Origin of the sequence: Nonomuraea cypriaca, from assembly GCF_015645445.1 — a bacterium.
Lineage (GTDB): Bacteria > Actinomycetota > Actinomycetes > Streptosporangiales > Streptosporangiaceae > Nonomuraea > Nonomuraea cypriaca.
The window spans coordinates 1-6,865 of sequence record NZ_JADOGI010000376.1 but is presented as its reverse complement, the minus strand read 5'-3'; the positions used below and the strand labels follow the sequence as shown (position 1 = coordinate 6,865).

7 protein-coding genes are annotated in these 6,865 nt (G+C 71.9%); 2 read left to right on the top strand and 5 right to left on the bottom strand.

Annotated features, from left to right (window positions below):
* Positions 1-259 precede the first annotated feature (259 nt).
* Both ITP53_RS52965 and ITP53_RS52960 read left to right on the top strand, forming a co-directional pair.
* Complete coding sequence (locus ITP53_RS52965) at positions 260-1,081, top strand: glycosyltransferase family 2 protein (RefSeq protein WP_328818706.1); 822 nt, start codon at positions 260-262, stop codon at positions 1,079-1,081.
* A 73-nt stretch (positions 1,082-1,154) separates the two neighbouring features.
* On the top strand, positions 1,155-1,349 hold the full coding sequence (locus ITP53_RS52960) for a DUF2795 domain-containing protein (protein WP_195903067.1): 195 nt from the start codon (positions 1,155-1,157) through the stop codon (positions 1,347-1,349).
* Positions 1,350-1,412: 63 nt separating this feature from the next.
* Here the strand turns inward: ITP53_RS52960 and ITP53_RS52955 are convergent, their stop codons facing one another.
* The 5 genes from ITP53_RS52955 to scpB all read right to left on the bottom strand — a co-directional run bounded on the left by ITP53_RS52955 (position 1,413) and on the right by scpB (position 6,848).
* Complete coding sequence (locus tag ITP53_RS52955; protein ID WP_195903066.1) at positions 1,413-2,561, bottom strand: NAD(P)/FAD-dependent oxidoreductase; 1,149 nt, start codon at positions 2,559-2,561, stop codon at positions 1,413-1,415.
* Between the two features lie 66 nt (positions 2,562-2,627).
* On the bottom strand, positions 2,628-3,716 hold the full coding sequence (locus ITP53_RS52950; protein WP_195903065.1) for a prephenate dehydrogenase: 1,089 nt from the start codon (positions 3,714-3,716) through the stop codon (positions 2,628-2,630).
* 64 nt (positions 3,717-3,780) lie between these two features.
* Entirely contained in the window at positions 3,781-4,140 is a 360-nt protein-coding gene (gene aroH / locus ITP53_RS52945; protein WP_195903064.1) for a chorismate mutase, read from the bottom strand.
* A gap of 87 nt (positions 4,141-4,227) precedes the next feature.
* Positions 4,228-5,244, bottom strand: a complete 1,017-nt coding sequence (locus ITP53_RS58810) for a pseudouridine synthase (RefSeq protein WP_236052173.1) — start codon at positions 5,242-5,244, stop codon at positions 4,228-4,230.
* Positions 5,245-6,314: 1,070 nt separating this feature from the next.
* Positions 6,315-6,848 (bottom strand): SMC-Scp complex subunit ScpB, encoded by a 534-nt coding sequence (gene scpB / locus ITP53_RS52935; RefSeq protein WP_195903069.1) that lies wholly within the window; start codon positions 6,846-6,848, stop codon positions 6,315-6,317.
* Positions 6,849-6,865 lie beyond the last annotated feature (17 nt).

Sequence of the window (6,865 nt, the reverse complement as noted above, 5' to 3'; positions counted from 1 at the left end):
AGACACTCGACTTACCCGACCCCGAAGGACCGTCCATGGCGACGACCAGACCGGTCACGGCCTCTCCCTCTTCACGTTTTCTCCAACCCGAAGAGGCTACCGCCTCCGGCTCAGTCGGCGATCCAGCCATCGTGGAAGCCGAGGGGCACGCGGGCGGGCGGGTGCACGCTCCAGCCGCATGTCAACGCCTTACTGGAGGACTAAGGACGTCCGTCGCGGTAAGAGACACCGTGTGGTCAATGGTGCCCGGGTCACGGTCGTGGTGGCCAGCAGGGACAGGCTGCGGGCGCTGACCCGCTCGCTCCCGCTCCACCCGTCCCCGGTGATCCTGGTCGACAACGGCTCATCGGACGGCACTGCGGCGTTCGTCCGGCGCCACTTCCCCGACGTCCACGTGGTCGAGGCGGGCCGGAACCTGGGGGCGCCCGCGCGCAACGTCGGCGTGCGGATGGCCGAGACGCCCTACGTGGCCTTCGCCGACGACGACTCCTGGTGGGCGCGCGGCGCGCTGGAGCGGGCGGCCGACGTGCTGGACGCGTACCCGAGGCTGGCGGTGCTGGGCGCGCGCGTGCTGGTGGGGCCCGACGAGCGGCTGGACGCGGTGTCGGAGCAGATGCGCGACTCGCCGCTCGGCGTGGAGCCGGACCTGCCGGGGCCGAGCGTGCTGGGGTTCCTGGCGTGCGGGGCGGTCGTGCGCAGGAAGGCGTTCCTGGAGGCGGGCGGGTTCGACGACGTCATCTTCTTCTTCGGCGAGGAGGAGCGGCTGGCCGTGGACCTGGCCGCGCGGGGCTGGGGGCTCGCGTACGTGGACGACGTCGTGGCGCACCACCACCCCGCTCCGGCCGGGGACCCGCATGGCAGGCGGGTGCTGGCCACGCGCAACGCGGTGCTGACCGCCGTGCTACGCCGCCCGTGGCCGGTGGTGGCGCGACGCGCGTTCGACGCGCTGCGCGTCGGTCCGGCGGGCTGGGAGGGATTGCGCGCTGCCGTACGGCGGCTGCCTCGCGCGCTGGCCGCGCGGCGCGGGCTGCCACTCCCCGTGGAGCTCGCGCGGCGCAGGCTGGAACGGCCCGGTGACTGAGCCGCGTACCGGTGTCGCGGGGCGACTCGCAGTCGGTACGTTACATTCCGCACATAAGGGGCAACATAGAGTTATGACTACTGCACCGAACCCAATCGACCTGCAGAGACACCTGAGCGGGGTCGACTACCCCGCCAGCAAGCAGGATCTGATCAAGGCCGCTCGCGAGCACAACGCGAGCAAGGAGATAGTCCGGGCCCTGGAGGCCATGCCCGACCGCCAGTACGACGGCCCGAACGCCGTGAGTGAGGCGATCACCAAGCGGTGACGTCCACGAACACGGGTGCGGCGGGCGGGGCCACGGTGGCCCCGTCCGCCGCGCTGTCCGGCCTCATCCGCGCCCGGCGGTCAGCGCGAACATCCCGACCGGCACGAGCCCGCGCTTGAGCAGCCGGAACGTCGGGAAGGGGCTGCTGGACACCGTCTCCTTGTACCTGACCGCGGCCCGCCCCTTGAGATACCACCTGCGCGGGCTGTCGTCCGGCCGGGTGAACTGGATGACCGCGTCCCCGCGCCCCAGGCTGATGGGCTGATGAACGTACCCGAACCTGAAGGGCTTCGGCTTCCTGCCGCGCAGCGTGGCGGCGAGCGAGTCGGCCGCGTGCAGGCCGGTCGGGATGCCGCCCTGGCAGGTGCCGTGCAGGACTCCGAACGGCAGGCCGACGGCGGCGGCGTCGCCGACGGCGTACACGTCGGGGTGGGACACCGAGCGCAGCGCGGAGTCCACCACGATCCTGTCGCGGGCGTCCAGTGCCAGCCCGGACCTGGCCGCCACCGGCAGGCCCCTGGTCCCCGTCGTCCAGAGCGTGACGTCGGAGTGGATCAGCTCGCCGCCGGCCAGCTCGACCGCGCCTGGAAGCACCTTGGCGATGTCCGCGCCGGTCCGGACCTCGACGCCCAGGCGGTCCAGCGCCGCGTCCAGGTACGCGCGGGCCCGGTCGCCCATCATGGCGCCTGGCCGGCCCCTGGTCAGCAGGACGACGCGCAGGCGCGGGCGGGCCTCGGCCAGCTCGGCGGCCGACTCGACGCCGGTCAGCCCGCCGCCCGCCACGATCACCGTGCCGGTGTCGAGGGCGTCGAGACGCTCGGCGAGCCGTACGGCCTGCTCGTGGTCGGCGTACGTGTAGGCGTGCTCGGTCACCCCGGGCACGGAGGCGTCGGTGAGGGTGCCGAGCGCGTAGATCAGCTTGTCGTAGCCGAGCACGCGCCCGTCGTCGAGCCGCACCTCGTGCCGCCCGGGATCGAGCTCCGCCACGCGGCCTCGCACGAACACGACGCCGGTGCCCGCCAGCACCTCGTCCAGCGAGTGGTCGGGCAGCGATTCCCCGGCCGCCGTCTGGTGCAGCCGGAGGCGCTCGGTGAACCTGGGCGAGGCGTTCACCAGCGTGACCTTCCCGCCCGTACGGCGGGTCCCGCGGGCGGTCCTGATGGCCGCCGCGACGCCGGTGTAGCCTCCGCCGAGTACTAAAATCTTGGTCATTTCTTCCTTACCTCCTGGATGTGAACCTTCAGACGCATCGAGGAGGCGCGGATGTGACATGACCTCTCAGGGAACCTGCCAGCCGCGTTCGCGGAGGGCCTCGGTGAGCGTGGTGGCGGAGCCGGGCTGCACCGACAGCTCGGCGATGCCCAGGGGCAGGCCGGGGGCGTGCTCCAGGCGTACGTCCTCGACGTTGACCCCGACCTCGTCGCACACCAGGAACAGCCGGGCGAGCTGGCCTGGGCGGTCGCCGATGACGACCTGGACGACGGCGTAGGCGGAGGCCGGGCCGCCGTGCTTGCCCGGGATGCGGTCGTGGCCTGCGACGCCGCGCTTGAGCAGCTGGGTCAGCTCGCCGGTTGCGGTGCCGTCGCCCGCGGCCAGGGCGCGCAACGCGGTCGCGGCCTCGGCCAGGTCGTGGGCCACCGCCTCCAGCACCTCGGCGACCGGGGACGCGTTGCCCGACAGGATGCCCAGCCACAGACTGGGATCGCTGCCGGCGATCCGCGTGACGTCGCGTACGCCCTGACCGGCGAGGCCGAGCGCGACGTCGGTGGCGTCGGCCAGCCGCGCGGCCACGGCGGACGCGGCGACGTGGGGCGCGTGCGAGACGACGGCGACGGCGCGGTCGTGGTCGTGGGCGCTCACCTCGACGGGGTTGGCCCCGCACAGCTCGATCAGCCGCAGCACGGCCGCCCGCGCCTCGGGGTCGGCCTCCTCGGTGGGGCACAACGCCCATGGGCGGCCCAGGAACAGGTCGGCCCGGGCCGCGCCGGGACCGGACTTCTCCCGCCCGGCCAGGGGGTGGGAGGCGACGTAGACGGACAACTCGCAGCCGAGCTGGGCGGCCCGGCTGATGGGCTCGGCCTTCACGCTCGCGACGTCGGTGTAGAACCTGGCCGCGCCGAGCATCTGCAGCTCCAGCAGCTCGGTGGCGACGTGGGCCGGGGGCACCGCGATGACCGCGAGGTCCACGCCCTCGGGCGGCGGGTTGTCCGGCTCCCACTCCTCGCCGGCGCCGAGCTCCCGCGCCAGCCGTACGACGCCCGGGTCGCGGTCGGCAAGGAGGACGCGTACGCCGCGCTTACGCAGCGCCAGCGCCGCGGAGGTGCCGATGAGACCGGTGCCGACGACCAGCACGGTGCGAAGTTCCATCTCGATGTCCTGATTTATCGGGCTACATGGGGTGCGAATGTCTCTTGGTGCGCTTACCGGATACTTACTGGGCGATATCCTGCCGCAACGCCACGGCGCCACGCAGGTAGACATGCTGGATCTGGGCTCGCGGGCGATCGGTCTCCACGTGGGCCATCAGGCGTACGACGCGGGGCAGCGCCCCAGGCACGCCGATCTCGGCGCAGCAGATCAGCGGCACCTCGTGGAAGCCCAGCTTGCGCGCCGCGAGCGCGGGGAACTCGGCTGTCAGGTCGGGCGTGGCCGTGAACACCACGCTGATCACATCGTCCGTGGTCAGCTCGTTGCGCTCCATGATCGCGCTGACCAGCTCGGTCGTCCCCGAGATGATCGAGTCACGGTCGTCGGCGTCCACCTGGATCGCCCCGCGGATCGCCCGCACCATAAGATTTCGTCCCCTTCTCTGAACGAGTGCCTATCAGCGAGAGAAGCCCGTGCGGAGTTCCGCACGGGCTCCCTGCGCTCGGTCAGATTACAGCTTCACGGCTGCGTACAGGTCGCCGACCTCCTTCAGGGACAGCGACCTGATGGTGCCGGGCTTCGTACGGCCCAGCTTCACCGGTCCGAACTCGATCCTGGCCAGATCGATCACCCGGTGCCCGGCCTCCTCCAGCATGCGCCTGACGACGTGCTTGCGGCCCTCGTGCAGCACCACCTCGACCAGCGCCTGCTGGCCGTGCTCCTGCACGACGGAGAAACCGTCCGCCTTGACGAGGCCGTCCTCCAACTCGATGCCCTGCTTGAGCCTGCGGCTCAGGTCGCGCGGGATCGGCCCGGGCACCTTGGCCCAGTACTTCTTCTGCACGCCGTAGCTGGGGTGGGTCAGCCTGTTGGCCAGCTCACCGTCGTTGGTGAGCAGCAGCAGGCCCTCGGTCTCGGTGTCGAGCCTGCCCACGTGGAACAGCCTCGGCGCCATCTCCTCGACGTAGTCCGCCAGGCACGGGCGGCCCTGCGGGTCGTCCATGGTGGACACGACGCCGATCGGCTTGTTCAGCGCGTAGTAGACCAGGTCCGGGGCGGTCGGGATGCGCTTGCCGTCCACGTGGATCACCTGCTTCGCGGGGTCCACCTTGGCACCGAACCTGCGTACGACCTGGCCGTTCACAGTGACCCGGCCCTCGCCGATCATCTCCTCGCAGGCCCGCCTGCTGGCCACGCCCGCCTGGGCGAGCACCTTCTGCAGGCGTACGCCGTCGGGGACCTCGGTGGTGTCGCGCTCGTCGGTGTAGCCCTCGGGGTAGAGGTCCCGGTCGCGGAGGGGCTGGCGGGCCGCCTTGATGCGGTCGTGCTGCGGGCTCCCGTAGCTTCCCCGCCGCCCGCCGCCGACGGTCTGCACATCGTCGCGCCTGCCGGCCGTACGGGCTGGGCGGCCGTCCCGCTGCGAACCCCGGCCGGCATCACGCTGTGGCGCGCGGTCGGAACGGCCGTCACGCTGCGGTGCCCGGTCGGAGCGGCCCTCATCGTCACGCCTGCCGTAGCGGGAACGCATGGAGCTGCCTGAGGCGAAGTCTTCCCTGCGCCCACTACGCCCGGCCCGCATCCCGGCGCGGTCGCCTTCATAGCCACCACGCTCATCACGCCGCCCGGCACCGTACCCGCCGGAACGGTCATCACGCCGCCCAGCACCGTAACCACCAGAGCGGTCATCACGCCGCCCAGCACCGAAGCCGCCGGAACGGTCATCACGCGGTGCGGCGCCATAACCACCAGAGCGGTCATCACGCCGCCCAGCACCGTAACCACCGGAACGGTCATCACGCCGCCCAGCACCGTAACCACCGGAACGGTCATCACGCCGCCCAGCACCGTAACCACCGGAACGGTCATCACGCCGCCCAGCACCGAAGCCGCCGGAACGGTCGTCACGTCGTGCGGGGCCGGAGCCGCCGCGGGTGTCGCGGCGTTCGGGACGGTAGCCGCCCCGGTCGCCTGTGGGCCGCTCATCACGCGCGAAACGGCCTTCACGGGCAGGGCGATCCTCACGGTCACCGCGGGAGTAACGCTGCTCGCGGTCACCTCGCGCGGAGCGGTCCGTGCGGTCGTCGCGAGGAAAACGATCCGCGCGGTCGTCACGTGAGTAACGGCTCGTGCGGTCGTCACGGCTCGTGTGGTCGTCGCGGCCGGGGCGGTCGCCGCGCGAGTCGCGGTCTGGGCGCTCGTCGCGGCGGCCACGGGGGTACTCATCGCGGCCGCCACGCGGGTACTCGTCACGGCCACCACGTGGGGAGCGGCCCTCGCTGCCACCGTCGCGGCCGGCACGTGGGGAGCGGCCCTCGGTGGCACCGTCGCGGCCGCCCGGCTTGCCGTACCGGGTGCGAGATCCGCTCCGGTCGGCGCGAACGGAGTCGCGGGCGGGCCTGGAGTCGCTCACGGAGTCGCGACCGTAACCCCGGTCGCGGTCGGATCCACGGTCGTCGGAACGGTAGCCACCACGGCTCCCGGAACCGCCGCCGCTGCGAAAGCCGTCGTCGGATCGGAAGGCGGGACGCCCGCCACGGCCGGAGCCGCCGGTGCGTCCACGACCGCGTCCATCACCGGACGGGGTGCTGCGCCTGTTCATCACTTTGTTGTCTCCTCGAGATTTTCCACGTCGTCGGGGAGGAAGGGCGCGAGCTCGGGGAGCTCGCTCAGATCCCGCAGTCCCAGACGTTCAAGGAAGTATGAGCTTGTCCGGTAGAGCACTGCCTGGCTCTCCGGGTCGGTGCCGGCCTCTTCGACCAGCCCCCTGGCGACGAGCGTCCGCATGACGCCGTCGCTGTTGACACCGCGCACGGCGGCGACGCGGGCCCGGCTCACCGGTTGCCGGTAAGCCACGACCGCGAGTGTTTCGAGTGCGGCCTGTGTCAGCCGCGTCTGCTGGCCGTCGCGTACGAACCGCTCGACCAGCTGCGCGCAGTCGGCACGCGTGTAGAACCGCCAGCCGCCTGCCACTTCTCGCAAGTCAAAACCCCGCCCAGAAGCGGTATATTCCGCCGCCAGCCCCCGCAACGCCGCGGCCACCTCGTGAGTGGGCCGCTCCAGCACCTGCGCCAGCGTCACTTCGGCGACCGGCTCGTCGACGACAAGAAGGATAGCCTCCAACGCCGCCTCCAGCGTCGGCCCACCCCTGC